At 30.0% G+C, this 26757-nt stretch carries 22 protein-coding genes and 1 tRNA gene; 5 read left to right on the top strand and 18 right to left on the bottom strand.

Going from position 1 to position 26757, the window contains the following annotated elements; genetic code table 11:
- Window position 1 precedes the first annotated feature (1 nt).
- The 15 genes from IU405_RS04520 to rnpA form a co-directional block, all read right to left on the bottom strand.
- Window positions 2–1240: an O-antigen ligase family protein gene (locus IU405_RS04520; protein ID WP_197437422.1), complete on the bottom strand. Its 1239-nt coding sequence runs from the start codon at window positions 1238–1240 to the stop codon at window positions 2–4.
- A complete protein-coding gene (locus IU405_RS04515) occupies window positions 1188–2291 on the bottom strand; it encodes a DUF1972 domain-containing protein (RefSeq protein WP_197437421.1) in 1104 nt (367 codons plus the stop codon). Before IU405_RS04515 ends, IU405_RS04520 begins: the two co-directional genes overlap by 53 nt.
- Entirely contained in the window at window positions 2288–3532 is a 1245-nt protein-coding gene (locus IU405_RS04510; protein WP_197437420.1) for an O-antigen ligase family protein, read from the bottom strand. The genes IU405_RS04515 and IU405_RS04510 overlap by 4 nt, the downstream gene beginning before the upstream one ends.
- A gap of 48 nt (window positions 3533–3580) precedes the next feature.
- On the bottom strand, window positions 3581–4744 hold the full coding sequence (locus IU405_RS04505) for a glycosyltransferase family 4 protein (protein WP_197437419.1): 1164 nt from the start codon (window positions 4742–4744) through the stop codon (window positions 3581–3583).
- 18 nt (window positions 4745–4762) lie between these two features.
- Window positions 4763–5548, bottom strand: a complete 786-nt coding sequence (locus IU405_RS04500) for a glycosyltransferase family 2 protein (RefSeq protein ID WP_197437418.1) — start codon at window positions 5546–5548, stop codon at window positions 4763–4765.
- Between the two features lie 83 nt (window positions 5549–5631).
- The gene (locus tag IU405_RS04495; RefSeq protein WP_197437417.1) at window positions 5632–6927 is read right to left on the bottom strand and encodes an oligosaccharide flippase family protein; all 1296 of its coding nucleotides are present in this window, start codon (window positions 6925–6927) and stop codon (window positions 5632–5634) included.
- A gap of 144 nt (window positions 6928–7071) precedes the next feature.
- Complete coding sequence (locus IU405_RS04490) at window positions 7072–9561, bottom strand: DUF6311 domain-containing protein (protein WP_262894632.1); 2490 nt, start codon at window positions 9559–9561, stop codon at window positions 7072–7074.
- The gene (locus IU405_RS04485; protein ID WP_197437415.1) at window positions 9545–10498 is read right to left on the bottom strand and encodes a glycosyltransferase; all 954 of its coding nucleotides are present in this window, start codon (window positions 10496–10498) and stop codon (window positions 9545–9547) included. Before IU405_RS04485 ends, IU405_RS04490 begins: the two co-directional genes overlap by 17 nt.
- A 44-nt stretch (window positions 10499–10542) precedes the next feature.
- Entirely contained in the window at window positions 10543–11112 is a 570-nt protein-coding gene (gene rfbC, locus IU405_RS04480) for a dTDP-4-dehydrorhamnose 3,5-epimerase (RefSeq protein ID WP_197437414.1), read from the bottom strand.
- Entirely contained in the window at window positions 11112–11966 is an 855-nt protein-coding gene (gene rfbA / locus IU405_RS04475; protein WP_197437413.1) for a glucose-1-phosphate thymidylyltransferase RfbA, read from the bottom strand. The genes rfbC and rfbA overlap by 1 nt, the downstream gene beginning before the upstream one ends.
- Entirely contained in the window at window positions 11963–12976 is a 1014-nt protein-coding gene (gene rfbB, locus IU405_RS04470) for a dTDP-glucose 4,6-dehydratase (RefSeq protein ID WP_197437412.1), read from the bottom strand. Before rfbB ends, rfbA begins: the two co-directional genes overlap by 4 nt.
- A gap of 3 nt (window positions 12977–12979) precedes the next feature.
- The gene (locus IU405_RS04465; RefSeq protein ID WP_197437411.1) at window positions 12980–14023 is read right to left on the bottom strand and encodes a hypothetical protein; all 1044 of its coding nucleotides are present in this window, start codon (window positions 14021–14023) and stop codon (window positions 12980–12982) included.
- 25 nt (window positions 14024–14048) lie between these two features.
- Window positions 14049–15728, bottom strand: coding sequence for a DUF6909 family protein (locus IU405_RS04460; protein WP_197437410.1), 1680 nt, complete (start codon window positions 15726–15728; stop codon window positions 14049–14051).
- Between the two features lie 29 nt (window positions 15729–15757).
- Complete coding sequence (locus IU405_RS04455; protein WP_317193347.1) at window positions 15758–17395, bottom strand: S41 family peptidase; 1638 nt, start codon at window positions 17393–17395, stop codon at window positions 15758–15760.
- Window positions 17373–17768 (bottom strand): ribonuclease P protein component, encoded by a 396-nt coding sequence (rnpA, locus tag IU405_RS04450; RefSeq protein ID WP_197437409.1) that lies wholly within the window; start codon window positions 17766–17768, stop codon window positions 17373–17375. The genes IU405_RS04455 and rnpA overlap by 23 nt, the downstream gene beginning before the upstream one ends.
- Window positions 17769–17930: 162 nt before the next feature.
- On the opposite strand from rnpA, the gene IU405_RS04445 reads away from it, so the two are divergent.
- On the top strand, window positions 17931–19109 hold the full coding sequence (locus tag IU405_RS04445; protein WP_197437408.1) for an acyl-CoA dehydrogenase family protein: 1179 nt from the start codon (window positions 17931–17933) through the stop codon (window positions 19107–19109).
- Window positions 19110–19124: 15 nt separating this feature from the next.
- Complete coding sequence (locus IU405_RS04440) at window positions 19125–19859, top strand: SGNH/GDSL hydrolase family protein (protein ID WP_197437407.1); 735 nt, start codon at window positions 19125–19127, stop codon at window positions 19857–19859.
- A 204-nt stretch (window positions 19860–20063) separates the two neighbouring features.
- On the opposite strand, the gene IU405_RS04435 is transcribed toward IU405_RS04440, so the two are convergent.
- Both IU405_RS04435 and IU405_RS04430 read right to left on the bottom strand, forming a co-directional pair.
- Window positions 20064–20136 (bottom strand) — tRNA-Met (locus IU405_RS04435).
- A gap of 73 nt (window positions 20137–20209) precedes the next feature.
- Window positions 20210–21346, bottom strand: coding sequence for an MFS transporter (locus tag IU405_RS04430; protein ID WP_197437406.1), 1137 nt, complete (start codon window positions 21344–21346; stop codon window positions 20210–20212).
- A gap of 113 nt (window positions 21347–21459) precedes the next feature.
- On the opposite strand from IU405_RS04430, the gene era reads away from it, so the two are divergent.
- Window positions 21460–22344 carry a GTPase Era gene (gene era / locus IU405_RS04425; protein WP_197437405.1) on the top strand — a complete coding sequence of 295 codons (885 nt, stop codon included), beginning with the start codon at window positions 21460–21462 and terminating at the stop codon, window positions 22342–22344.
- Here the strand turns inward: era and IU405_RS04420 are convergent.
- Complete coding sequence (locus tag IU405_RS04420) at window positions 22335–22865, bottom strand: GTP-binding protein (RefSeq protein WP_197437404.1); 531 nt, start codon at window positions 22863–22865, stop codon at window positions 22335–22337. The two genes, era and IU405_RS04420, sit on opposite strands and share 10 nt — an antisense overlap.
- 86 nt (window positions 22866–22951) lie before the next feature.
- Here IU405_RS04420 and der point away from each other — a divergent pair, with 86 nt between their 5' ends.
- Together der and IU405_RS04410 are read left to right on the top strand one after the other, a co-directional pair.
- Complete coding sequence (gene der, locus IU405_RS04415; RefSeq protein ID WP_197437403.1) at window positions 22952–24262, top strand: ribosome biogenesis GTPase Der; 1311 nt, start codon at window positions 22952–22954, stop codon at window positions 24260–24262.
- Between the two features lie 100 nt (window positions 24263–24362).
- The gene (locus IU405_RS04410) at window positions 24363–26744 is read left to right on the top strand and encodes a GAF domain-containing protein (protein WP_197437402.1); all 2382 of its coding nucleotides are present in this window, start codon (window positions 24363–24365) and stop codon (window positions 26742–26744) included.
- The last annotated feature ends 13 nt before the right edge of the window (window positions 26745–26757 follow it).

Raw genomic sequence — 26757 nt, 5'->3', positions numbered from 1 at the left:
ACTATATTTTTTTTAGCTTTTGATTGATTAACAACGTTATTGTAATAAAAAAAATCATTCCTCTTTGTCTCCATAAAAATGATTCTGTAATACAAACTGTCCCTATTAATATGATAAAAAATAATGCAAAATAATCTTTTTCAATAATCGATTTATAGAGTACAAGATACAAAATTAATACTAATAAACTGAATCCGATCAATCCTAATTCTGCAAGTACTTGCAAGTATTGATTGTGAAAATTATAGTTTAAAAAACCTGGGTATAAATTGTATTCTTTGTACTTATTATTAAGGTCTTCCTGAGAATTATGTAAACCACTTCCCAAGAATATTCTTTTTTTTTCGGTCAATATTTCTAGAAAGGCTTTTGTTTGGAAAACCCTTAAACCAACACCTGTCCAGAGATATACATGTCCAAAATCTTTTGTTTCTAAAACCTCATTGATTTTAGTTTTTTCATATTCAGTTTTAAAACGGTTTACAAGGTTTATAGAAGAAATCATAAAAATAAACGACATCAGAATAACCGTAATAAAATGTATAGGTTTTACTTTTTTTAAAATATTATTTTTTAAAAAATACCATATAATGAATACAAAAGTCATTGAAATGATGATTTTCGAGGAAAGTAACACCAAAAAAACACCTAAAAAAATGGCATAAAAAAGTGTTGCTTTTGATTTTTTACTTTTAAATAAAAAAAATCCAATAGCCAAACTGATGAAAACGGATAAATAAATAGCATTTAATTGACTTAAATTTCCACTTAATTCATGATAAAATAAGAAATTGATGTCATCGTATTTAAGAACCTTTATGAATCCAATAATTAGGCAATACAAAGCGAAAAGGACCATCGATTTTGAAAATCTCTCAAAGATTTTATCAATGCTGAATGTGTTTTCTGCATTTATCACAAAAGCTAAAGGAAGTACTAAATACGATAAAAAACGAATTAATCCATCAAAAGTATTTTTAATAGAATCTGTCCAAAGTAATGATAAGATACACAATACATAAAAAGCAATAAATAAAAAAGGTAATTTTGAAAAAACTATTGATGGTTTTGAAGTAAAATACCTATAAACACTGAGTAAAAAAAACAAAATTACAACGATGCTATTGATGGCATACCCCCCAAGTGGTAGTGTAATTAAAATAAGAGTAACTAATAATTCGTCAATATTACTGATGCTTTTTTTGTAAGCATTCATCAAAAAAGGATAGATAGCTGCCATTTATTTTGTTAATATCATACTCGTTGTTTATTTTTTCAAGATTTCTTTGAATTTTACCTTCTTCAAGTTTTTTATCTTTATTTTTCAAATAAAAACTAACATCTTCTGGGGTATAAAAATAGTAAGCATTTTCTTTCAAAACCGCTTTATTGAAAATATTATTATGTGCAATAATAAAATTACTTGAACCCATGGCTTCTAATAAAGACGGGTTTGTGCCCCCAACAGAATGCCCATGAAAGTAAAAATTACAGAAAAACCTCAAAACATTTAACTCGTAATTATTATAAATACTACCTAAAAATATAATTTGCGAATTATTACTAAATTTCTCTTTAATTCTTTGACCAAAATTATTGATTGTATAATCTCCAATAACTAAAAATGGTGTTTTTGAATCGCTTAATACAACTCCGTCAAGAATTGTTTCCACATTATTTTCTGGTTCCATCCTAGCAATGAGCATATTGTAACCATACTTCTCAACATGATATTTTTTAAGAATACTCTCATCAACATCAGATACAACCTCACAACCATATGCTATAAATTTAGAATCTTTTTGATACTTTTTATCGATATATTTTTTGATGCCTTCAGAATCTGCAACTAGAAAATCACTGTATTTGGCAGCTAATCTTTCCGCAAATTTCAAAAACTGTTTTACTAAAAAATTATATTTACTTCTCTTCCATTCCAAGCCATCCATATTGGTAATAATAAGAGGTTTTTTAGGAAAAACAAACGACCAAATAGAACTGCTTGTATATCCTAATTGAAGAATAACATCAAGGTCTTTTTTGCGGGTATCAAGGATACAATTCAAATCATAAATGAACTGCCCAACAGTACCCACTTTATTTTCTGGATCATTACAGTGAATGATGTTTACGCCATTGAACGTCTTCTCTTTGTATGGATGGTTAGAAGAATTATACACATACACTTCGCAATTATGCTTTACTAAATAAACCGCTAAATATTCTGCAAATTGCTCAAAACCACCATAATGATTCGGAATTCCTCTCGTTCCAATAATCGCTATTTTCATTCTTCAATCAAATTAATTTTAGCCTCTTTTCTAAAAAAAAGTAGTGTTCCAACTATAAACATATAAAAGTCCTCAATATTATATATCCCACTAATAATTAATGAAGAAAATATGAAATAAACCCCAAAACCTGAAATTAAATTATTGATGATTCTCGTTTTCTCTGATGTTATTTTTGCATATGCAAAAAGGTACATATTGATTAAAAAAAGGAGGTAAATAAAAAATCCAATGATACCCGTTTTAAAAAAAACAAGCACAAAACCATTATGAAGCATAGGAATATATCTCATTTCTGAATCGCCAAGATATACTTTAAATTTCAAATCGACTAAAGCTCCTAAACCTTTTCCTATCAGAAAAGTTACAGGAGTATTTATTTGATCAATTGCCAAAGTTGCCTCATAAGCCCTCCAATGATCCCATAAATAGGCATGATTGTTTGGATCTACTGTTCTAATAGGAGTAAAAATTTCGGAAGGAGCTATTTTTAATTTGTATAAAAAAGATTCTAATCCAGGTTTATCACGTTCTAAATTGGCATTAAAAAGATACACATAAAATAGTAAAAAAGCTGATAATGCTAAAAATCCATATTTCAAGCCTTTTGAAGTGATTTTTAAATAGCCAAAAATAGCCAATAAAAACAATCCTAAAGAAACAAACATGGTTCTAGAAAAATAGAGAAAAAATGATAGAAAAATAATACTTAAAATTACTTTTTTGAGTAGTTTATTTTTAATTACATCCAAAAATTGAATTCGATATGAGGCAATAATAATTGTCAATGCAATCACTTCTGATAAATTAGAAATCCCTCCAATTGTTCTGATTTTTGTAACAGAGGCTTGAGAAAAATCAACATTGAGAAAAATATTGAATATATGAAACACCGAAAGCAAACAAACCACATAGATGAATGTTCTTAAAAAACTTGAAAAATCGGCTATTTTTTTTGCCAATAAATAGCCTGCAATTAACGCAATAATGGGCTTTGTAAAATACGCAAAATCCTTAATGAAATCGTATAACGTGGGTTTTTGAAATATGGATGAAATACCCGCAATTATTAATAAAATAATAATGTAAGAAATAAGATTGATAACATTTTTAGAAATTGTTGAAAAACAAATGAAACTCGTTAATACATATATCCCAAAATGCAATTCAAATATTGAAAATTGAATGATTAAAAATGTTATAAATCCAAAAAGAGCTTGATACTTATTTATGGTAACCATTTACGTTCTGAGTTATTTCATTTAATCTTTTAATATAACGTATTATTTTTATAATTTCTTATCATAGAGTTCTCTAAAGCTCTTGATATAATTTTCTAAGGAAAATTCAGATTTTGCTCTTTTTTCACCCTCCAAACCAAATAATTCAATCAAATGTTGATTTTTTATGAGTGTTTCAATAGCGTTTTTTAAATCAGATTCATTGCATGGCTCAAATAACAATCCTGTTTTTTGATGCACCACAATTTCTTTTAAACCTCCGTGATTGGCAGCGATTACAGGTTTTTTTGAAAGCATTCCTTCAACTGCAACCAAACCAAAAGGTTCAGGGTCTGTTGTTGGAACAACAATGATATCTAAACAATCGTAATATTTCCAAATATCTTTTTGAAAATCGATTATTGTAACCACATCTTCAATATTTCTATTTTGAATCTCCCTTTGTAGTACGTCTAATAAAAACTGTTGTGACTTTATAGTAGAACCAATAAATAATAAATATATATTTTTTGAGCTTTCCTTTTTTAATTTATCAAAAACAGAAAGTAATAATTGTTGACCTTTATGTTTATTTATTCTTCCAACCAATCCAATTATTATGGAATTATTTTGTATGCTTTTAAATAAATTTTTTCTGATTAAATTCCGTTCTTCATCAGCCAGAAATGATTGAGCCCTATGTATGCCATTATATATAATTTGGGATTTTAATTGTAGAGTATTTTTGCCAGTAAATAAATTTTCAGCAGACGCTAAAGAGTTAAATACTACCTCATCTGAGAACCAATTTACTAAAAAAGGGTACGATTTTGCAGCAATTTTGGGATATAAAATAATTTCGTGAACATGCCAAACGTGTTTAATTCGGAATAGTTTCCCATAAAATGCCCCCAAAAAAACGGCTAGTGTATTGGAATGAATGATATCAATTTTTCTATTTCCAATTTTTTTTCTAAGTTTATAAATTGCTTTAATTATTTGAAAAGGAAATTTTAAAATTTCTTTGAAAGTAAAAAGATCTCTAGAAACTTTTAAAACAGGTATTATTAAAACCTCAACACCATTTTTTTTTAACTCATCCGTTAACGGCCCTTCTTCAGGAACAACTACAATTGGATTTATAGTATCTTTTAAAGATTTAACAAGCAATAAAAGTGTTTTATCTGAACCATACAAATCTGCAGATTGATGAACAAAAAGTATATTTTTCATAAAATTATAAACTTTTAGTTATTTTTTTCTGAGATTAAGATTCATTTTTTTCAAAAAACTTGACATATAATATTTTAATAATGAAAAATAAAAATCAAAATAGGCTATTGGTTTTAAAACATGAACCGTTGAAATTTTAGCAATTCTTGCTTCACTAAAGGCTCTTACTACATTTTGATTACTAACTCCGCCATCATTCATTTCGGCTGTAAATTCATCAATAAAAACAGTTTTTAAAGTGTCTTTTGCCCTCAACAACATTTCATAATCCCCTACTATTTTATACTTTTCATTAAAATTTCCATATTTTTCAAAGTACTTTCTATTATGAAAAGAACCTACATGAGCAATTTTCATATATCTTCTAAATTCAGTCCATTTCCATGTATCAGAAAATATAAATTTCACCTTATTTTTATCCATTAGTTTCACTTTTGAATGAATGAAATCTGCATTTTGATTGGCTAAAATTACACTTGCATATTTTTCTAAAACATTATCTAAATAAATATCATCAGAGCCTAAAAAGGAAATCCAATTTCCTTTGGCAAGCTTTAACCCTTTATTCCATGCATTATAAATACCTGAATCAGGTTCACTTATCCAAGTAAATTGAATGTTTTTTTGATGAAATTTAGATTCATACTTTTTAATTATTTTAATTGTATTATCAGATGAATTTCCATCAACTATAATATATTCAAAGCTAGTGAAATTTTGGTTCAAAACTGATTGAATTGTTTTTTCAATTGTCACCTCAGAATTTAAACTTACTGTAATTACGCTTAAAAATAATTTCATCATTACTTTGGTATTGCTTTATTTTTAATTGAAAAACAAGATGTTTTGATACATTAATACTCAATTTTAAATTTGATTAAGAAAACTTACTTTTTAGATAAAATTCTATTTGTTTGAATGGGTAAAAGTATCGATAAACTAAAAATACTCAAAACTGTTCCTAAAATAACAGCTCCACTTCCTAAATCAGTATTTTTAACTAAGAAAATTGAAATTGGAATATTGATGATCGCACCAAATACAAATAACCACATTTGAAGTTTTATCTTACCAATGGCATTTAGAAAAACCATATAAATTAATCCATAAACTCTTATCAAAACAAAAATCGCCATTATTAATAATAAACTATCTAGGATGCCTAAATCTTTTTGTGTCCAAAATTGGATAAATGGATTTGCAATAAAGTATAAAATGATCACAACCAGTATAAATAATAAGTATAATTTATTCAATCTTTTGATTGATTTTTTTATCCAATTAAAATCCTTTTTCTGATAAGCATCTGTATATAAAGCCCATAATGGATCTTGAGCTATCGCAGAGAGTGTTATCAGTAAATGAAATAATCTATAAACAACGTCATAAGTTGCCACATCTTTTGGTCCAATGAGATTCGTGATTATTAAATTATCTGTTGTAAAAATAACAATCATTGAAAGTTGAATAACAAAAAACTCTAAACTCAAACCCATCAATGATTTTACTTTTTCTTTGTTAAAAAAACTGATTTCTGGTATAATTTGCTTGTTTCTTTTAAAAAACTGAAACGAAAACCAAAGCCCAATCAATACGTTTGATCCTCCATAAATTATCGCAATCAATAGAAGGCTTTTTGAATAAAATTGCATCAACAAAGTAATCGATATCAATATAATTATCTGGTAAATCAACAATGAAAGTTCTACTTTAGATGCTTGTTGATTTGCGTAGTAGAAGGATTTGTAGAGATTTAGTATAAATCCAATAATTACTAAAAAAAAGGTGATTGTTAAAATAATTTGAAATTCACTATTTGTTAATAGAGCTGTATTGAAAAGTTTTTGAAAATCTGTTAAGTAGATAAATAAAGAGGCAACAGCGAACAGAACTAAAGAAATTACTAGAATAGAAACATAGGCTGTTGAAATGTAAGTTTTTGCAAGATGAAAGTTTTGCAAACTCAAAGATTCTGCTAATTTCGTTTTTAAACCATTTCCAATTCCTCCGTCAACAAAAATGATGATGTTGATTAAAGAAAATATAGTAGCCCAAATTCCATACAATTCTTTGTCCAAGTAATTCAGCAACAATGGAATGGTAGTAAAAACAATCAATAAATTTATAGACTTATAAACCAAGCCTAATGAAATGTTTTTAATTAAAATTTTTTTTCTATCCATTCAAGTAACATTCTTTTTATCCTATACAAATCTCATGATATATAGCATAATAGAACTATATAAAATTCCTTTTTCATTCTTAAAATTGGAATTATTCAGTCAGCAAATTTCAATTAAATTATCTAAAAATACTTTATTATTCACTTAATTTTTTATGGTTTTATCAGTGATTATAAATGCTTCTTTTTTGCCTTCATTATCTGTAAACAAAATACCTATTTTGTATTCTCCTTTTTTCAAAATTTGTTGTTCAAAATTTAACTTAAATCCAACATTTTCTGAATCTATTTTTTCACCAAAATGGTTAGCTACATCTGGGCGTGGAATGATTGTAGTGTTTAAAGAATAAATTAGAGAATCACTTTCTAAAATAATAGAAATTTTAGTATTCTTCATTGATTTTTCGTTCATAAATCCCCAACCTGATAGTATAATTTTATTTGATTTTATCAAACTTTCTTCTAAGTTATAAGTAATAGAATTTGTAACTTTTGGTAATTCTTTTAAAATTATAGGATTTATTTCATTCATTATCTCAATTACAGGTTTATTGGCAGATTGAAATAATATTTCATTTCCTGATTGGATTCCAATGCTCATATTATAAACGCCATTTTCTATCTCATCAGTAATCAAACTAGTCTTAAAACCTGCGTTTTTAAGATTATCATTTTTAAAATGACCTGAGACATCTAATCTTTCAATACTATTTGTTTTTAGTAAATATGTATTCTTATCATTGCTTAATGCAATAAAAATAACATCATTAACTTTCGGGTTATCATTCAAAAAAGCCCATCCTTTTAGATTAATTATTTGATTTTGAAAAGTAAATTTCTCAATATTAAATTGCATTTTATTTTCATGAATGATAGGTTTATTGATAGTAGTTATTTTATAAGTATTTTTCAATTTACTGAAAATAGAATCTGCCTTAAACAATTCCGATTTAGAAAAATGATGCTTGTTCATTTTTGCATTTTCTCTTGAATATAAATAATAAAATCCATCCATAAATCCAATATCTACTCGCTGTTTGTAAATTAATGAATTAAAATCTGATAAATATTTAGGGGTTGTGATAATTAAATCATTTTCATTGATGATTGCATTGGCAATTTCCTCTTGAAATTGTTGTTGATACATCAAGTTTTTTGTGCCAGATTCTCTTGCAACATAACCATTGGTAATTGGCAATTTGTTTTTTAGGGCAATGTAACACCAATCTTGATAATCAGAATTGTATAACAGGCTATTATTATAAAGTGGATACGTAATTATCTTTTGAAAATTGGAAGAAATCTCAGTCCATTTATCTTCGTTGAGCGGCAAAACTTTATAATCTCCAGGTTGTAAATTTTTAGTAAGCAAAAGTTTTGTATCGTAAAACTGAATACTACATATAAGAATCATCAAAAATATCTTTGCTTTTTCAGGAATCTTCGACTTGATAAGAATCCATAAAAAATAAAATAAAATTGCATAAAACAATATCCAAATAAACCTTCCACTAGCTCTAAATACATTTCCAATTTTGAGTATTATTTCTGGCAAATAGTAATCAAATAACAAGGTATTATTGATTGTAACTTTATTGGTTATTGCAAAAATAGTTGCTATGAATATGAGTAGAAAAAAAGGAAATAATTTGTAATACTTTTTTATGTGAAGTGATTTTTTAGAGGCTATATAAATTAGATAAATAGAACTTATAATGATTAAAATAAATATTCCTAAACCCAAATACGAAAAACCTTCATATTGTCTTGGAGAATACGTTTTTAATGCTTGAAAGAAGGAAGACCAACCACTAGAATTGTAAAATGAATTTAAATTGAATCCATAAAGTCCATAACTGTTTTGAACTTCCATAGTTTTGGTAGTGGAAAATGAAACCATCCCAATTAATAACCAACTAACAAAAACTATAAAAAGACCAGAAAATATATATAAGAAAACCTGTTTTAAAGAAATTAACTTATCAAAATAATAATTTTTAAAAGGCAGTATAACAGCAAATCCAAAAACCATCAAAAATAAATATGGGTTAATAAGTGCGCTTAAAACAAGAATAAAAAGTTGTTTTTTGTTGATTATATGAACATTTTCTTTTGAAGTATTTCTTAAATAAAAGTACATAGAAGCAACTAGTAACCATTGAGCGCAAAGAGCAGGATGCAAAGCTCTATACAATATAATTGGATTATATGACACCAAAAGGACAGCAACAACTATGAGAATATAATTTTTAGTAAAAAGGTTTAAAAGCTTAAAAGTAAAATAACCTAATAATAGATGACAAGATAAAAACCAAATTCCGAAGTATTGAAAAGTATCTGATAATAAAAATGAAAATAGTTTGAAGATTATGGCTAACAAAGGAATTGAATCTGTAAAACCAACATTTGTTCCAGCCGGAAAATTATAATTTTCAATGCTTCCAATAGGAAAATGCCAAGGTTCAGCTCGAAAATAAGCCCAGCCTAAATAATGCTGACCCCAGTCATGATAAACAGTCATTAACCAATTTATATTTGTTGGTATAATTATCTGAAATCCATAACTTAATTGAAAAATTATTAAATTCAATACTATGGATATTGCAAGAAATTTATGGTTATTGTTTTTTGACATCATCTATACTCTCTATAAAATCTACATATGTTTTTGAATTGGGGACAGCAATGTTTTTTCTAGAACTAAGTTGTAATAACAATACAATTAAAGTTACTGTAAATAACTGAAGCATAATTCCTGTTAGAATAAGAGTCAAACTTGAAGCCCACCCTGGAATGGCATTTTCAGTGAATATTTTTTGATATAGAATATAAAAAATGGAGATTGCGCAGAGTAAAATTCCGTATAAAGTAAATTTTAAAATTCGCAATGATAAAAAATCAAAGTAAACAGAAATAGAACTTAATCCATGAATTGTGAGATTATAAAAATTCATTTTTGATACTCCATGAAATCTTTTTCCCCTGTCTAATAAAACGCGATCATAAGGAATTTTTGATTGAATGACACCTCCAGAAAAATGATTCCAAATGTTATTTTGATAAATTACTTTTGATAAAAGTGAGGCTGGAATTGCACTGAAATTTCCAAAATTTATTTTTTGCCCAGTAAATAACTTGAACAATTTTTTATACACAAGATATCCAAACTTGAATAACAAAGATTCCTGTCTTTTTTTTCTTTGTGCAAAAATAATTTTTTTATCATTCTGATTTTCAGCTTTTTCAAGCAACAAGATAATATCTTCTGGCTTGTCTTCGCCGTCACAATCCATCACAATCACATAGTCTTTTTCTTCAATTTCATTGTAAATATATTGAAGTCCTGTAGCTATAGCTCTTTGATGCCCAATATTTATTTTCAGATTTAAAATCGTAATATCCAAAGAAGATTTAGAGAAACTTTTCTCCTCATTAGAACCATCATTAATAGCAATTACCGAAAAATGAAATCTATCAACTTGTTCTATTTGGAGTTTTTCTAAATGAGAAATGAGAACTTGAAAACTTTCCCAATCATTGTAAACAGGTGTTACGCAGTAAATTTTTTTCATTTCATAGCTTATTTTGATTCTAAAATAAGGAGTTGTTTGTATTTTTAAAAAACATCTTGAAATACATTTTTTAACTCAAAATAATTGAATTTTTTCAAAAATTTATCTTTTTCTGATAGTGTAATTTCCTCTTCTTTTAATTTCCAATCAATATGTAAACTTTCGTCATTATAGATAATTCCTCCTTCTGAATCTTTGCGATAATAATTATCGCACTTATAAAAAAATATTGTGTCATCTTCTAAAACAGCAAAACCGTGTGCAAATCCTCTTGGTACAAATAATTGTTTGTTATTTTCGCCTGACAATTCTATGCAAAAAGTCTGTCCAAATGTTTCTGAATTTTTTCTAATATCAACAACTACATCCAACACTTTTCCTCTTATTACCCTTACTAATTTAGCTTGAGCAAACTCACCCTTTTGGAAATGTAAACCTCTTAAAACACCTCTTTGTGATATTGATTGATTGTCTTGAACAAAATTGATATTCAGCCCCGCTTTTTCTTCAAATTCTTTTAAATTAAAAGATTCAAAAAAACTACCTCTTCCGTCATCAAAAATTGTGGGCTCTATAATAAAACAGCCTTTTAAATGTGTCTCTATTATTTTCATTAAATTTCCATCAAATTTTTTCCATAACCACTTTTCAACAAGGGTTTTGCCAGTTCATGTAATTGATTTTTATCAATAAATCCTGCCCTAAAAGCAGCTTCTTCAATCGATCCAATTTTTAATCCTTGCCGTTCTTCAATTACTTCTACAAAGGTACTTGCCTGCATCAAACTGTGAAATGTACCTGTATCAAACCAAACAATTCCTCTGTCAAGAATGCTTACTGATAATTTTTTTTCTTCTAAATAGGCTTTGTTGATGTCAGTTATCTCTAATTCACCACGTTTACTTGGAGTTAATTTTTTAGCTTTTTCAATTACTGAGTTGTCATAAAAATAAATCCCAGGAACTGCATAATTTGATTTTGGATGTAAAGGTTTTTCATCAATAGAAATTGCTTTTTGATGTTCATCAAATTCAACAACTCCATAACGTTCAGGGTCATGTACATGATACGCAAATACAGTTCCACCATCAGGATTTGTGTTTTTTTTCAACTGTTTTAACAAACCTGTTCCATAAAAAATATTATCCCCCAAAATCAGTGCTACATTATCATCTCCTATGAATTCTTCTCCTATCAAAAAGGCCTGCGCCAAACCATTTGGATGTTCCTGCTCTGCATATTCAAAATGACATCCAATCTGATTTCCATTTCCTAATAATTTTTCGAAAAGAGGGCGATCTTGGGGCGTTGAAATAATTAAAATTTCATTAATTCCTGCTGAAATTAACGTAGAAATTGGGTAATAAATCATGGGCTTGTCATAGACAGGCATCAATTGTTTGCTTATTGTAATTGTAATTGGATGCAATCTTGTACCAGAACCTCCTGCTAAAACAATTCCTTTCATAAGTTTTCATATTTTCTTAAATACCATTTTACAGTATTTTCAATTCCTGTCTCAAAATTTTCGGAGGCTTTCCAGCCCAATTCTCTTTTTATTTTTGATGCGTCAATGGCATATCTAAAATCATGACCTAATCTATCTGTAACAAACGTAATTTGTTCTTTGTAAGCATTCTTTTTAGGACGAATTTCATCTAAAATTGCACAAATTTTATGAGCAATATACAAATTATTTTGTTCACTATCTCCACCAATAGTATAGGTTTCTCCTTTTTTTCCTCTTTTAAAAACCAAGTCAATTGCCGAACAATGATCTAACACAAATAACCAATCTCGCACGTTTTTACCATTGCCATAAATGGGAATATTTTCTCCAAAAATCGCTTTTCTGATGATGGTTGGAATCAACTTTTCATCATGCTGTTTTGGGCCATAATTATTGGAGCAATTGGTAGTGACCACATTCATTCCATAGGTATGATAATAACTTCTTACCAGAAAATCTGAAGACGCTTTTGAAGCACTATAAGGACTGTTTGGTGCATAAGGAGTTTCTTCTGAAAAATAGCCTGTTTCACCCAAAGCTCCATAAACTTCATCTGTTGAAATGTGATGAAAACGAGCATTTTCAAATCCCTTTTTGGGTTGATTTGCGTTTTCTATCCAGTATTTTTTTGCAACATCTAATAAAACAAAGGTGCCAAAAATATTCGTTTTTATAAAAGTATCAGGGTTTTTGATAGAATTATCTACATGCGACTCTGCTGCAAAATGAATCACTGACTGAAAATGGTATTTCTCAAAAAGATGTGTAACCAACTCTCTATCGCAAATATCTCCTTTTACAAAAATATATCTTTCATGGTTCTCAACTTCACTTAAATTGTCAAGATTTGCAGCATAGGTCAAAGAATCTAAATTTACCAGCTGAAAAGTTGGATTTTGGTTTAAAAAATAGGGTATAAAATTCGACCCTATAAAACCTGATCCACCAGTTATCAAAACGGTTTGCATGGTTTACTTTTTGTAATTATTCAAATACACATTTAGTTTTATCAATAAGAGAAAGAAAATCATTAGTCCTGCACCTAAAGCTCCTAATTGAAAAGCATGATTTTTTGAGATTCCTTTGATTTCATATCCTATTGGCTGAAAGTTTGAAATCACATTAATTACCTCGTATTTTTTTGATTTTTCATTGGCAATATATCTTAAATCGCTAATAATTTTACGATTGGTTTCAAACAATTCTAGTTCTTTAGTTGATTGATTTTGCCCACCTAAATCTATATTCGTTCCTGATTGTTCTTTTTTTGCTTCATCTAACATTACCTGCATGTACACTTTTCGCAATGAATCAATTTGAGCTAAATTTTCTTTATAAACAGAATCTGTAATATTTAAATTTTCATTGGTCAATTCTTTTAATCGATTGAAATACTTGTTTTTAACTACAGATGAAATGATGACATCATCCAACTTTTCAAAAACATTACTTTTTGATGCAGTTACAGTAACTTTATGAACCTTGTAGTCAAAATTAGTAAATGAAGCTTTGAATTGATCAAATTCATAACTTTTAATCGTTAAAGTATCCACAGCCAAAATCAATTCATCATATGCATTTACAATATCTTTTTCATTTTTGATTGCTTGAATTTCGAATTTTTTAAGAGATGCTGCTTCAGCTTTGGTCAAATTAAAAGTCTCTTGCAGTTTTAGAGTGTCTTTTTGTTTAACCAAATCATTGTAGTAATTGACATTATTATACAATTGCAAACTACTTTTAAAATTGGGTTCAATCAACAATTCTGATGCATATTTTTTAGGAGATTGTACCTCTAAAAAAACTCCAGCAATAATTCCAATTACAGTAGCAATTCCGATTTTAACGATGTTTTCTTTGATAAAAATTAATATCAAAATAAATGCATGAAAAATTCCTGTAAAAACACTTCCAATAAAATTGAAAAATTTAGAAAATCCTCTGCCAATAATGACAAATAACGAGCCTAAATCTACTTCTTCTTCGTTATTTTTTTGTGGTTGGTTTGTTGACATTTTAGTTTGATTCGTTTTTAATTTCTTATAAAATTTGTTCTAAAATTCTTTGTGTGATGGCATATGTTGGTACAACTCCAGTCATACCTAAACCTCCTGAAGCCAATGTGGCACCAGTTTCTATTGGATTATCAGAAGCATAATAAGCATACCTAACTTTCACATTTTCTGAAATATTTCCTCTAATTTTTGATGCAGATTGAATGGCTTTTTGATAATGTGCGCCTTCCATTTCCAATCCAATTACATTCCAAGTAGAATCGTGGAAGAATTTTAATAAATCTCTGTTTTGAAGTGATGTTCCTAACACAGTAATCATGGCGCCATCATAAACTTTTACTCCAAATCCTTCTAAATCCGATTTAGAAAGCTCATTATCAAAAGGATAATTATCAGCAGTTCCTTCAAAAATATGGGAAGTTGGAATCATGATATCTCCTTTTCCTCCTTCTAAAATCCCTGCTTTTCCCATAATAGAAATTGATTGCACATCCAAATGTATTTTTTTTCCGTCTTTTTTCAATGGTTTTAGCAATTCGTCCATGGTTTCAAATGCTTGCTCACCAAAAGCGTAATCCATTACCAAAATTACAGGATTCTCATCTAATAAATCCTTTTTATCAAACGAAAAAACATCAAAGTTTATTTTATTGGTATCAATAATTTGTACATCAATATTGGTTCCTGAAGTATCATCCACAGAAATCAATCCATTTTCTGTAGCAAATTCTTTTACTTTTTGTTGCAATACTTTGCTGTCTGTAGTGCTAAGCAATCTAAATAAATTAAAATCTTGATGCTTTTTCGCCTCTTCAGGAAGCGCATTTTTTGCATATATAGAATTCATCACACTGTGCATATTTGCACTGATGATATGAATTGGTCTGTGTAATAAATTATTTTCTTTCAGAATTTTCTTTATTTCATTTGCCCAAATTTCACCATAAATGTGATGTCCAATTTCTTCAATCAAAACAGAACTAAATGTAATCGTTCGTTTTTTTGATTCTTCCACTTCATTGATGGCCAATTTTCCTAACCAATAAATCAAATTGAAAAATTTATGAGGATGTTGTTCTGTTGAAAAAGTGTTGTAAACCGCAGAAACTTCCTCAAAAGTGCGTCCTAAAATATTTCCTAAATGAACTATTAAGACTTCTTTTTCATTTTCAGAAATCGGTTTTTGATACAAAACAATTTCTTCTAAATATTTCCATTCTCGGATATAATCTTCCCCTTCATTGATAGAAATTCTTTGTTGGATTTTGTGAGATTCAATGTATAAAAAAGTCAAATGAGTTAATATATCATAGATTTCTGATCTTCCTCTTGTAATCTCAATATTCATTTGGTCTTTGTCTATTCTGTAGCAATTTCGTCTTCTTTTTGGAGGAACAATAGCCTTGAAATGAGAACTTTTATAACCTTCATCCGTAGTTAAATTGATAAATTGACATTCTTCAATTCCTTCAGGCAAACGTTCAATTACATACACCAATCCATTCAATTCAATTCTATCTTCAGCAATAGAACCATAAATTTCAGGACGTAACAATAAGAGTGATTTTCGCAAGGTTTCACCCGAAATTCCCATAGGTTTGTAAAATCCTCTTGTGAATAAATGACGCATTGAAATGTATAATTTTTCAATTGCATTGGTTGATTCTTGTGCTCTTGTTCGTTCTAAACTTCTGATTGGTTTCATAAGTGTAATTTTTGGGCTGCAAGATAAAATTATTTCCCCGATAATATTTGATTGTATTTGGCACTGTTTTTTAAAAGTTGCACTGCTTGCAAAATTGTTTTATCATTTTTTAGTTGATATTGAAACCATCCTTCCTCGTAAAAATAATTTTTCAAGAGTTCTTCTTTGATAACTTCAGTAATAATATCCTCATTTTTAGCAACTTCACTAATTTTAACCTGCGCTAACTTTTCTTTAATTTTCTGATATTCTTTATTGATTTCGATGTCTTTGGAAGCTTCAAAAGCATCCTGAAAAAGTTTTTCTTGTTGGGTTATAAAAGTGGTATCTGTAATTAAAAAATTGGTAAAATCTTTAAAATCAGTTGTTGAAAATCGAAAATTATCTAAAGATGTAATTGCTGGATTTTGATACATATAATGTACTCCGTAGTTAAAAATAGCTTTTGAATCCAACAAATTGTCTGTAAGTGGCAATCTTTTAGAGGTAACAATAGCTACATCAGGCAAAACACCACCACCATCAAACACTGTTCTCCCATTTTCAGTTTTAAACGCATTCACAGTTTTGTCCGAAAACTTGGGAACTTCCCCTGTTTTTGGGTCTCTATTTGTATAATCCAATTCTTGAATACAACGTCCACTTGGCGTATAATATTTTGAAATCGTAACTTTTAATTGCGTTCCATAAGTCAACTCTCTGTAACGTTGCACCAAGCCTTTCCCAAAAGAACGTTCGCCCATAATCACAGCTCTGTCATAATCTTGCAATGCACCACTCACAATTTCAGAAGCAGAAGCAGAACGTCTATTGATCAAAACAACTATAGGAATTTCTAGGTCTAAAGGCTCATTAGAAGCTCTGTAAATCGTACTCAAACTTTTCACTTTTGCTTTGGTTGAAACAATTGTTTTCCCTTTCGGGATAAAGAAATTAGAAATATTGATTGCCTCTAAAAGTGATCCTCCAGGATTGGAACGCAAGTCAAAAACCAATTTTTTCATGCCTTTTTTTTGCAATTCTTTAAAGGCTTTTTTCACTTCGGATGAAGCTTTTTCATTGAATTGTGTTAAGACAATATATCCAGTTTCAGCGTCAATCATTTCAGAAAATGGAACAGCATCCATAATGACTTTTTCTCTGCTAAGCTCTTTTTTAAAAATTTTTCCTTGACGATTCATTTCCACAGAAATTTTGCTTCCAGGAACTCCTTTTAAAAACTCAGATTGTTGGGCTGAATTCATGTTTTTCAATGATTGATTGTCTACAGAAATGATGATATCTCCAGGTTTTAATCCAGCTTTATCCGCTGAAAATCCTTTGTAAATTTCCCGAATATGAATGCCTTCTTTGGTGTAAAAAACATTGACTCCCACTCCACCATATTCTCCTTCTCTGGCAATTTTTGCGTTTTCTACATCTTGTTCATTATAAAAATTGGTATAGGGATCTAAGGAACTCAAGGTATTTTTAATCGCTTTTTCAGTCAATTCAGCAGGATTTATTTCATCCACATAATACATATTTAGTTCTTTGAAAAGCGTATTGTAAATTTCGATTTGCTTGGCAATTTCGAAGAAATTTGATTTGAATGAAAAGGATAAAAATAGCATCCCAATCAGAATAATTGTAAAAACAGTTCTTTTAGATGTGAGGTTTTTCATCATTTTTTGTGGTTTCTTTGATCAATAAATTCAGTAAATGGGTCATTTTTGAAAAAAGTATTTCATATGAAAGTTCTTCTTTTCCAATATACGAAATCATACAAATTGTTGGTTTTTCTACTTTCGAATATACAATTTCTTTCTGTAAACGATAGGTTTCTCGCAACAATCTTTTGATTCGATTCCGATCAACAGCTCTTTTAAAATTTCGTTTCGGAACTGAAAATGCTGCCTGAATTGGAAATAAAGAAGTATGCGAAGTTTGTAAAAAAACCATTCTTAATGGAAAATTTTTTACAGATTTTCCATCTAAAAAAAGCTTTTCAATGAGTTTTCTGCTCTTTAAACGTTCTTGTTTTCCTAGGGTTAATTTCATTGCAACAAACTTAAACAGACTTTTCGCAATAAAAAAGGAATCCATTGCTATTGATTTAAAAAAATTATTTTTATAAAAATTGATTATTTAATTCTTAAAAAAACAGTTTCTTTTTATGCTTTTTTCAATAAATTTGTGGTAAAATTGAATAAAACCCAACAAATGAAACCAGATAACTTTCAACCACCTGATTATTATAACATTGATGATTTATTGACTGAAGAGCACAAATTAGTGAGAGAAGCTGCTCGTGATTGGGTAAAACGCGATGTTTCCCCTATCATAGAAGAATATGCGCAAAAAGCTGAATTTCCAACACAAATCATTCAAGGTTTGGCTGATATTGGCGCTTTTGGTCCTTATATTCCTGAGGAATATGGAGGTGCAGGTTTAGATCAAATTGCGTATGGTTTGATAATGCAAGAAATAGAGCGTGGAGATTCTGGTGTGCGTTCAACAGCTTCTGTGCAATCCTCTTTGGTGATGTATCCCATTTATAAATTTGGAAATGAAGCACAACGTAAAAAATATTTACCCAAATTGGCCTCAGGAGAATGGATGGGTTGTTTTGGGTTGACTGAGCCAAATCACGGATCAAATCCAGGAAATATGGAAACTAAATTCAAAGATATGGGTGATCATTATCTATTGAATGGCGCAAAAATGTGGATTTCGAATGCGCCTTTTGCGCAAATTGCTGTTGTTTGGGCAAAAAATGAAGAAGGAAGAATTCATGGCTTGATTGTAGAACGAGGCATGGAAGGATTTTCAACGCCAGAAACGCACAACAAATGGTCTTTGCGTGCTTCATCAACAGGAGAATTGATTTTTGATAATGTAAAAGTGCCAAAGGAAAATTTATTACCCAATAAATCTGGTTTGGGAGCTCCTTTGCTATGTTTAGATTCTGCTCGTTTTGGAATTGCTTGGGGCGCCATTGGTGCTGCCATGGATTGTTATGACACCGCTTTACGATATGCAAAAGAGCGAGAACAATTTGGAAAACCAATTGGTCAATTTCAATTGCAACAAAAAAAATTAGCAGAAATGATTACCGAAATTACCAAAGCGCAATTATTAGCTTGGAGATTGGGTGTTTTAAGAAACGAAGGGAAAGCTACTTCTGCTCAAATATCAATGGCAAAAAGAAATAATGTTGCTATGGCCATCAACGTAGCTCGCGAAGCAAGACAAATTTTAGGTGGCATGGGAATTACAGGAGAATACTCCATTATGCGTCATTCTATGAACCTTGAAAGTGTCATTACTTATGAAGGAACTCACGATATTCACTTGTTAATCACTGGATTAGACATTACTGGATTGAATGCATTTAAGTAATTGAATTCTATTTTTATGAAACATTATTGGATATTTTTTGTAGCTATTTTGATTGTTTTTTCTTGCGGAAATACGTTGGAAGAAGAAACTTCTCAAGAAATAATTATTCCAGATGATGAGCCAATAGAAGATACCAATTCTAAGAAAAACTTAAAAATCCTCTCCCTTGGAGATAGTTATACCATTGGAGAAAGTGTCTGCGAAAAATGTAAACTTCCTGAACAATTAAAAGATAGTATTCTGAAAGAATTTGGATCAGAAACTACTATCGAACTAAAAGTAATTGCCAAAACAGGCTGGACAACAACCAGTTTAATAGCTGCAATTGATGCAGAAAATAGTACTTCTGATTATGATTTAGTAACACTTTTGATTGGTGTAAATAACCAATATCAACGCAGAGATTTTTCAATTTATGAAACAGAATTTCCAAAATTAGTGAATGAAGCCATTAAAGCAACCAATAACGACAAGCAAAATGTAATTGTTGTTTCAATTCCTGATTATGCATTTACGCCTTTTGGAAGAGGAAATACTACTATTTCAACAGAAATTGACAACTACAACAATTTTGCAAAAAATTATTGCGAAGCTAATGGAATTACCTTTGTGAATATTACTGATATCACTCGCGAAGGCCTCACAAATACAGCTTTAGTAGCCTCAGATAATTTGCATCCATCTGAGTTAGCTTACACCAAATTTGTTGGAAGAATTTTGCCTTTTGCAATTGAAAAGATTCAGAATTAGAACAATTTTTACAAATGTAATATGCTGTTCTAAAAATAAAAAAAAGACAGGTTTAAGAAAAACTTGTCTTTTTTGTTTTAGTAGTGGAAACAGAAAAATTATCTAACTTAATTAGTAAAGAATTGGAGAAATTTAATTCTTTAAGTATTTAACTTACTATAAAAAAAGAAAAACCTTCAAACAAAAAGTTGAAGGTTCTACTAGTAGCGGGAACTGGACTCGAACCAGTGACCTTTGGGTTATGAGCCCAACGAGCTACCTACTGCTCTATCCCGCGATTTGGATTGCAAAGATACAACAGTTCACAACTAAACTCCAAATTTTATTTAGTGTTTTTTATTTGCTGTGTTTTATTGTGTTTGTGTTTTAAAAAATAATCGTGAAATTGGAATTATCAAAAAGCCTCCAACAACAAAAACCAAGAAAGCTTTTTGCAAACCAAAGGCATGTGCTAAATAACCAATCAATGGCGGTCCAACAAACATTCCAACAATACCAAACGTCGAAATGATAGAGATTGCCATACCTGGAGAATATTTTTTGGAGGTTCCTGCCAAAGCAAATGTCATAGGAAAAATAGCTGCTGTGCCAAAACCTACCAAACAAAACCCAAGCAGAGCTGTCCAGAAAAATGGAAATAAAATGGCAATTAAAATGCCTATTTGAATCGTAATTGCACTAAAAAGATAGGTTTTTTTGATGCCAAATCTTACAATAAATTTATCTGAAAAAAATCTTGATAATGCCATGCAAGCCATAAATGAAAGGTATCCTAGTGTAAAAACATCCTCGTTGATAACTTCTTTAAAATACACACCACTCCAATCAAACATTCCTCCTTCACAAATAGCTGCTAAAAAAATAATGAGTCCAAGTGTTAAAATAAATGGATCTGGTTTTCCAAAAATAATTTTATTTCCTGTGGGTGATTTGTCATTTTTAATGATATAAAAATAGGCAATTACAATCAAAATACTGGTTAAAATTCCTACGCCTGTAAAATGAATTCCAATGTTCACTTGCCATTTTACCATCAATGTTGAAAAAAGAACTCCCATCAAACCTCCCAAACTCCACAAACCATGAAACGACCCAACTATGGGTTTTTGATACTTGTTTTGTAAAACAATGGATTGGGTATTGATTGAAATATTTAAAATTCTCATAAAGAATGAAAACATACTAATTCCAATTAGTAATGACGCAATTGAAGTGGCAAATCCAATCCAAATCAATGTAAAATTGAAGAATAAAAACGAAATCAATAGTGGTTTTCTACTATCAAATTTGGCTACTAACCAACCCGAAATAGGAACTCCAACCAATGAACTTATGGGCATAGCTAACAACAACGAGCCTAATTCAGCTTCATTCAAATCAAAAAAAGTTTTGATGGTTGGAATCCGTGAAGCCCAACTTGCAAAGGTCAATCCTGATAAAAAAAAGAAAGTGCTCAACGCAATTCGTTGGGTAAATTTTTCATCCATAAAATAAGGAAACTTAAAATGCGTGCAAACTTACAAAAATCCGAAAAGGCTTTTATCAATTATTCATCAATAAAACGTATTCATTACTCATAAAACTCTTTATATTTGCAATTATGATGCACAAAGCTGGTTTTGTTAATATTATTGGAAATCCAAATGTTGGAAAATCAACTTTGATGAATGCTTTGGTAGGCGAAAAATTGTCCATTATCACTCCAAAAGCGCAAACCACAAGACACCGAATTTTAGGCATCGTCAATCACGAAGAATACCAAATTGTTTTTTCTGATACACCAGGAATCATCAAACCTGCTTATGAATTGCAGGCTTCTATGATGGATTTTGTAAAATCCGCTTTGGATGATGCAGACATCTTGATTTACATGGTGGAAGTGGGAGAAACTGCTCAAAAAAACGAAGCCTTTTTCAATAAAATTATCAATAGTAAAATTCCTGTGATTTTATTATTGAACAAAATTGATAAATCTACCCAAGAAGAAGTTGCTGAAAAAATTGCCTATTGGCGAGAAAAAGTGCCTAATTCGTTTGTATATATCATCTCAGCATTGGAACGATTCAATGTAGATACGGTTTTTTATAAAATCATTGAATTATTGCCAGAAGGACCTCCATACTATCCAAAAGACCAATTAACGGACAAACCTGAGCGTTTTTTTGTGAATGAAAAGATTCGTGAAAAAATTCTGATGCACTACAAAAAGGAAATTCCGTATTCTGTAGAAGTGGAAACTGAAAGTTTTATCGAAGAAGAAACGATTGTCCGAATTCGCTCCGTAATTATGGTGGAAAGAGACACCCAAAAAGGGATTATCATTGGTCATAAAGGAACTGCTATCAAAAGAGTTGGCGCTGAAGCACGAAAAGATTTGGAGCGCTTTTTTATGAAAAAAGTATTTATTGAATTGTATGTGAAAGTGAATAAAGATTGGCGAAGTGACAGAAACCAACTAAAACGTTTTGGATACGATCAAAGTTGATTTGTCACAATTTGAATCATTACATCATGCAAATACTTAATTTGAGGTTTGCCAGTATCTTTCCCAATAGTCCCAAAAAAATAAAGCAGTATCCAAATAATTGGTAATAAAATTACCATCATCAAAGGAAAAATAATAGCTTCTTTCAATGATATTTTGGAATATAACATGGCTGCAAAAATCAAAAACAACACACCAACCACAAAATGAATGAACATAAAGAACGTCCAAACTTGTGGTTTAGGACCAAACAATCCCTTAAGTTCAGTAGTATTTTTATCTTTTTCAACAATTTCTAAATGCAATTGTGGAGACCAAAAATGCTCCTCTTTTTTAGGAACACTCATAAAAATATGATGATCTACAATGACCCCTCTGCAAGTCGTTTTTTTTGCCTTAAATACTTCTGAAAAAAGCGTGATGATACTTTGAGAATTGGCTGGTAAGTCAATTGAAAAACGTGGTCTTAAAAAAAGTTCTGCATTTCTTTTTTCAATCAAAAGTGTGGTGTTTTTATCCATAAAATGAATTCATTTGGCAGTGTTGAAATTTACAATAAATAATCGTATTGTAAATTGTACCTTTGCAAAAAATTATCCGTAATAAAATGAATAGTATAGTTGCCATTGTAGGAAGACCAAATGTAGGAAAATCAACACTTTTTAACAGGTTGGTTCAGCGTAGAGACGCAATTGTTGATTCAGTAAGTGGTGTAACCAGAGACCGTCATTACGGAAAATCGGATTGGAATGGAAAACAATTTTCGGTGATTGACACTGGAGGTTATGTAATTGGTTCTGATGATATTTTTGAAGAAGAAATTAGAAAACAAGTTGCTTTAGCCATTGACGAAGCTGATATTATCATTTTTGTAGTAGATGTTGAAGAAGGCATTACTCCTATGGATGCTGAAGTTGCAAAATTATTACACAAAGTAAAAAAACCAATTTTTACAGTGGTTAATAAAGTGGATAATTCTATGCGCGAAACAGATGCATTGGAATTCTACAACTTAGGTTTGGGCGATTATCATACGATTTCTTCTATGAATGGAAGTGGAACTGGCGATTTGTTAGACGCAATTACTACAAAAATGCCTGAACCAGAAGCCATAAATCCTGAGGAAGAAGAATTGCCAAGATTTGCCGTTGTTGGAAGACCAAATGCTGGAAAATCATCTTTTATCAATGCTTTGATTGGCGAGGAAAGAAACATTGTTACAGATATTGCTGGCACAACTAGAGATGCCATTGACACGAAATACAATCGTTTTGGGTTTGATTTCAACTTGGTTGATACTGCAGGAATCAGAAAAAAATCGAAAGTAAAAGACGATTTAGAGTTTTATTCTGTGATGCGTGCTGTGAGAACTATTGAATATGCAGACGTTATTATTTTGATTGTTGATGCCACTCGTGGATTTGAAGGACAAGATCAAAATATTTTTTGGTTGGCAGAAAAAAACCGAAAAGGAGTTGTAATTCTCATCAACAAATGGGATTTGATGGAAAAAGAAACCAATACATTGCGTGATTTTGAAGCCAACATCAGAACTCAGATTGCACCTTTTACAGATGTGCCAATTATCTTTATTTCAACATTGACCAAACAACGTATTTTCAAAGCAATTGAAACTGCTGTGGAAGTTTTTCAAAATCGAAAAAACAAAATTCCTACTTCGAAATTCAATGAAGCGATGTTAGAATTGGTAAAAACGTTTCCACCACCAGCCATCAAAGGAAAATATGTAAAAATCAAATATTGTATGCAATTGCCTACGCCAACACCACAATTTGTGTTTTTCTGTAATTTGCCTCAATATGTGAAAGAACCTTACAAACGATTTGTAGAAAATAAAATGCGTGAGATTTACAACTTTTCTGGAGTGCCAATCACGATTTATTTTAGACAGAAATAAGGTTAAAATTTAAACGAATCTTTTCCGTAAGTTACTTTCACTCAAAACGACAATTCACTCACAATTTCGTATTTTTGATATCAATTCTATTTTAATTACCATGTTTGCTCAAGGAAAAATAAGTGAAGAATCATTGCCTTTACAACTTCAAATTTCATTTGAAAAGTTGTATCAAGTGTATGAAAAATATGCCAATGATTCTTTTGAAAAACATCCTTTACACACTTTTGCCAAACATATAAAAGCGGAAGTCACCAAACATCCTGAACTCATTCAAGGCTTTTCGGATGTAACATTGGTGAAAAATCTCAAAGATTCCATCAATGTTTTGCTAGAACCTTTGTTTCCTGAAGCATTGCAATTGAACGAAATCAAAGCAGCAAGTATTCCCTTTTCATTTACCACATTCAAATTTTCAACTCGATTTCAAAACATTGTAAAAAATGCTGGTGAAAATTTTGAACTCACCGTTCGTAATTTTGAAAATGATGGTATGTATATCATGGCTTGTACCTTTATTTTAGGCGCTGTTTATGGTTTTAAAATCGATATGAAAAGACCGTTTTATTTTGATATTCCTGATGAAAATACGGGAACTATGAAATATTACAGAGCGGCTTTTAATGCTGATTTTTCTGAAATTACGCCCACTGAAAATGCCCCAAAACTTACAGAAGAAGATTTTAAAATTCTTCAAAAAAATTATGATTCCATCGAAATTTGGAAAGAAAAACTCCCTCCAAATAGCTATCATTTCAAGGGTTTTGGATTGATCAATTTGTTTGATGTTACTGCTGAAGAAAGTATCTCCTCAATCAAAGCCAATTTACTTTCAGGAGGAAATGAGTTGATTCCAAAACTTCAAAATAACTTGAGAGACTTTTTTGGAAATAAAGATTTATTGTTGGGATATTCGTTTTACAACAAAACAAAAACAAATCATTGTGAATCTGTTTCCAAAAAATCGAATAGCATTATTTTAAGTGATGCTGGAAATATGCAATGTGACACCAACTTTTTTTGTGCAAATGTGATGCATAAAATTTTTAATGGGCAAGAGCCTGTTGTGATTTCGGATGTTGAAGAATATGGTCAAAAAATGAATTACAATTTCTTCTACAAAAACTTACAAAAGGCCGGTATTCAAAGCATTATTTTAATTCCTATCAAAGCTGCCACTGAAGGTGATATCGCATTATTAGAGATTGCTTCGCCAAGAGCTTATGAATTAAATTCCGTAAATATCAAAAAACTAAAAGACATTATTCCTGTTTTTGATGCCGCTGTAAAACGCAGTTCTGAAGAGCGCCAAAATGTGTTAGAAGCTACCATTCAAGAGAATTATACAGCCATTCATCCTGCTGTAAAATGGCGATTTTATGAAGCTGCTGAAAAATATCAAACTGCTGTTCAATTAGATGAAAATGCAAAATTGGATGAAATCATCTTTAAAGATGTGTATCCATTATTTGGACAAAGTGATATCAAAGGTTCATCAGAAGCAAGAAATAGTGCGATTCAGGAAGATTTAAGCACGCAACTTTCTTTGGCAATAACTGTTTTAAAAGAAGCTTGTAAAGTGGAAAAATTACCCATTTATGAGGAGTTGATGTTTAGAGTCACTGCGTATTTGAAAGAGGTGAAAATGGGATTAAAAGCAGGAGATGAAATCAATATTTTAACATTTTTGAAACGGGAAATTTATCCAGTTTTTAATCATATTCAATTGATTAATCATCAATTATCAGCAAAAGTTACTGATTATAAATCGCACTTGAATCCTGATTTGGGAGTGGTTTATGAAAAAAGAAAAAACTATGAAGATAGCGTAAATACGCTCAACAATAGATTGGCAAAATTTTTAGATTCAAAGCAAAAAGAAGCTCAAAAAATGTATCCTCATTATTTTGAAAGATACAAAACAGATGGTGTTGAATTCAATATGTATATTGGAAAATCAATCAATAAGGATACTCATTTTGATGAAATTTATTTGTACAATTTGCGACTTTGGCAATTGCAAACTATGGTTGAAATGGAAAATATCGCTTTTCAAGAGCGAAAAAATATGGCTCATGATTTACGTGTTGCATCCTTAATTTTGGTTCACAACAATCCATTGTCGATAAAATTTAGAATGGATGAAAAACAGTTTGATGTGGATGGCGCTTATAATATTCGCTATGAAATCATTAAAAAACGTATTGACAAAGCGCACATCAAAGGAACTACTGAGCGACTCACAACTCCTGGAAAAATTGCCATTGTATATTCGCAAGATAAAGATGCGCTAGAATATATCAAATATATTCATTTCTTGCAATCTAAAAACCAAATTGGAAAAATTGAATTTCTCGAATTAGAGGATTTGCTTGGTGTTTCAGGGTTAAAAGCACTTCGTATTGAAGTCATTTATCAAAAAGATTTCAGTGAAAAAAAGACGATTACTTTTGATGATTTGATGAAGGAAATTGCGGTTTAGTAATTTTTTTAAA

The sequence above is a fragment of the Polaribacter sp. BAL334 genome, assembly GCF_015767435.1.
In the GTDB taxonomy this organism is placed as follows: Bacteria; Bacteroidota; Bacteroidia; order Flavobacteriales; family Flavobacteriaceae; genus Polaribacter.
This window is presented reverse-complemented; position numbering and strand designations above follow the sequence as displayed.